Raw genomic sequence first — 3,302 nt, 5'->3', positions numbered from 1 at the left:
CGAACAGCTCCGGATGCGGGTTGGGCGCGAGCTCCGTGCCCAGCGTGAGCTCGGTGACGTCGGTGCCGTCGCTCACGCCGTAGCTCAGCGTGAGCGCGCCGCTGTAGCCGGCCTCGGGCGTGATGCTCCAGCTGCCGTCGGCGTTCTGTGCCGCCGTGCCGTGGTCGGCGCTGAGCCCGCTCACGGCCAGCGTGTCGCCGTCGGCGTCCGTGACGCCCTGCAGCAGCTGCTCCAGGCTCACGGTGTAGGCCGCGTCCTGCGTGCCCGGCTCCAGCACGGCGGGCTCGCCGCCGAGCACGGGCGCGTCGTTGACCGCGCCCAGCTCCAGCGCCAGCGTCGCCGTGGTGGAGGCCACGCCGTCGCCCACGACGTAGCTCAGCGCCAGCGGCCCGTGGTAGTCGGCCTCGGGCGTGATGCTCCAGCTGCCGTCCCACCAGTTCTGCGCCGCCGTGCCGTGGTCCACGCTGAGCTCGCTCACGAACAGCGCGTCGCCGTCCACGTCCGTGAAGCCCTGCAGCAGCTGCTCCAGGCTCACGGTGTAGGGCAGGTCCTCGGCGCCGGGCTCCAGCACGGCCTGCTCGCCGCTGAGCACCATGGCGTCGTTGACGGGCACCAGCTCCAGCCCCAGCGTGGCCGCCACGCTCTGCACGCCGTCGCTGACCTCGTAGCTCAGCACCAGCACCCCGTGGTAGTCGGCCTCGGGCGTGATGCGCCAGCTGCCGTCGGCGTTTTGCGCCGCGCTGCCATGGTCCACCGTCAGCGCCGTGACCGACAGCCGGTCACCGTCCACGTCCGCAAAGCCCTGCAGCAGCTGCTCCAGGCTCACGGTGTAGGGCAGGTCCTCGGCGCCGGGCTCCAGCCAGGCCGGCCCGGCGCTGAGCACCGGCGCGTCGTTGGCCGCGCCCACCTGCAGCGCCAGCGTGGCCGCCGTGGTGTCGATGCCGTCGCTCACGCCGTAGCTCAGCGTCACCGGGCCGTGGTAGTCCGGCTCCAGCGTGATGCTCCAGCTGCCGTCCTCGCTTTGCGCCGCCCAGCCATGGTCGAGCGTGAGATCCACGGCCCACAGCGCGGCGCCCTCCACGTCCGTGAAGCCCTGCAGCAGCTGCGCCTGCGTCACGGTGTAGGGCGCGTCCTCGACGGCGGCGGGCAGCGCGGCGGCCGTGCCGCTGAGCTCGGGCAGGTCGTTGACGGCCACCAGCTCCAGCGCCAGCGTCGCCGGCGTGGTGACCGTGCCGTCGCTCACGCCGTAGACCAGCGTCAGCACCCCGTGGTAGTTGGCCACCGGCGTGATGGTCCAGCTGCCGTCCTCGTTTTGCACCGCCGTGCCGTGGTCGTGGTCCACCGTCAGCGCCGTCACCCAGAGCTGGTCGCCGTCCACGTCCGTGAAGCCCTGCAGCAGCTGCTCCAGGCTCACGGTGTAGGCCGTGTCCTCGCCGCCCGGGGTCGGCAGCGCCTGCTCGGCGCTGAGCACCGGCGCGTCGTTGACCGCGCCCACCTCCAGCGCCAGCGTCGCCGCCGTGGTGTCGGTGCCGTCGCTCACGCCGTAGGCGAGCGTGAGCGGCCCGTGGTAGTCGGCCACCGGCGTGATGGTCCAGCTGCCGTCGGCGTTTTGCACCGCCGTGCCGTGGTCGGCCGTCAGCTCCGTCACCGACAGCCGCTCGCCGTCCACGTCCGTGAAGCCCTGCAGCAGCTGCGCCAGGCTCACGGTGTAGGCCGTGTCCTCGGCGCCCTGCGCCAGCGTGGGCTGCTCGCCCGTGAGCTCGGGCACGTCGTTGACCGCGCCCAGCTCCAGCGCCAGCGTCGCCGCCGTGCTGGCCGTGCCGTCGCTGACCACGTAGCGCAGCGTCAGCGGCCCGTGGTAGTTGGCCTCGGGCGTGATGCTCCAGCTGCCGTCCCACCAGTTCTGCGCCGCCGTGCCGTGCTCCAGCGTGAGCTCGCTCACGAACAGCGCGTCGCCGTCGATGTCCGTGAAGCCCTGCAGCAGCTGCTCCAGGCTCACGGTGTAGGGCGCGTCCTCGGCGCCGGGCTCCAGCACGGCTTGCTCGCCGCTGAGCACCATCGCGTCGTTGACGGGTACCAGCTCCAGCCCCAGCGCGGCCGGCACGCTTTGCACGCCGTCGCTGACCTCGTAGCTCAGCACCAGCACCCCGTGGTAGTCGGCCTCGGGCGTGATGGTCCAGCTGCCGTCGGCGTTCTGTGCCGCGCTGCCATGGTCCACCGTCAGCGCCGTGACCGAGAGCCGGTCGCCGTCCACGTCCGCAAAGCCCTGCAGCAGCTGCTCCAGGCTCACGGTGTAGGCGCTGTCCTCGGCGCCGGGCTCCAGCCAGGCCGGCTCGGTGCCAAGCACCGGCGCGTCGTTGGCCGCGCCCACCTCCAGCGCCAGCGTGGCCGGCGTGGCCACCTCGCCGTCGGCCACCAGGTAGCTCAGCGTCACCGGGCCGTGGTAGTCCGGCTCCAGCGTGATGCTCCAGCTGCCGTCCTCGTTCTGCGCCGCCCAGCCATGGTCGAGCGTGAGCTCCACGGCCCACAGCTCGGCACTGTCCACGTCCGTGAAGCCCTGCAGCAGCTGCGCCTGCGTCACGGTGTAGACCGTGTCCTCGACGGCGGCGCGCAGCGTGGCGGGCTCGCCGCTGAGCTCGGGCGCGTCATCGACGGCGCCCACCTCCAGCGCCAGCGTGGCCGCCGTGCTGGTGCTGCCGTCGCTCACCGCGTAGCTCAGCGTCAGCGGCCCGTGGTAGTTGTGCTCCAGCGTGAGGGTCCAGCTGCCGTCCTCGTTCTGCGCCGCCGTGCCGTGCTCCAGCGTGAGCTGCGTCACCGACAGGATGTCGCCGTCCACGTCCGTGAAGCCCTGCAGCAGCTGCTCCAGGCTCACGGTGTAGGCCGTGTCCTCGCTGGCCCAGGGCAGCAGCGCCGGCTCGGTGCTGAGCACCGGCGCGTCGTTGACCGCACCCACCTCCAGCGCCAGCGTCGCCGGCGTGGTGTCGGTGCCGTCGCTCACGCCGTAGGCGAGCGTCAGCGGCCCGTGGTAGTTCTCCTCCAGCGTGAGGGTCCAGCTGCCGTCGGCGTTTTGCACCGCCGTGCCGTGGTCCAGCGTGAGCTCCGTCACCGCCAGCCGCTCGCCGTCCACGTCCGCAAAGCCTTGCAGCAGCTGCGCCAGGCTCACGGTGTAGGCCGTGTCCTCGGCGCCCTGCGCCAGCGTGGGCTGCTCGCCCGTGAGCTCGGGCACGTCGTTGACCGCGCCCAGCTCCAGCGCCAGCGTCGCCGCCGTGCTGGCCGTGCCGTCGCTGACCACGTAGCGCAGC

The 3,302-nt window shown here is 72.7% G+C and carries 1 protein-coding gene; it reads right to left on the bottom strand.

All coding sequences use genetic code 11. The annotated features are described in order from the left end of the window. Positions 1-3,302: cadherin-like domain-containing protein (locus HHL10_RS29910; protein ID WP_169164074.1), on the bottom strand; the 3,302-nt coding region annotated here is incomplete at both ends.

Origin of the sequence: Azohydromonas caseinilytica (genome assembly GCF_012927045.1) — a bacterium.
Classification (GTDB): Bacteria; Pseudomonadota; Gammaproteobacteria; order Burkholderiales; family Burkholderiaceae_C; genus Azohydromonas; species Azohydromonas caseinilytica.
Note: the sequence above shows the minus strand (reverse complement) of the source record. Positions and strands in the feature narration are given on the sequence as shown.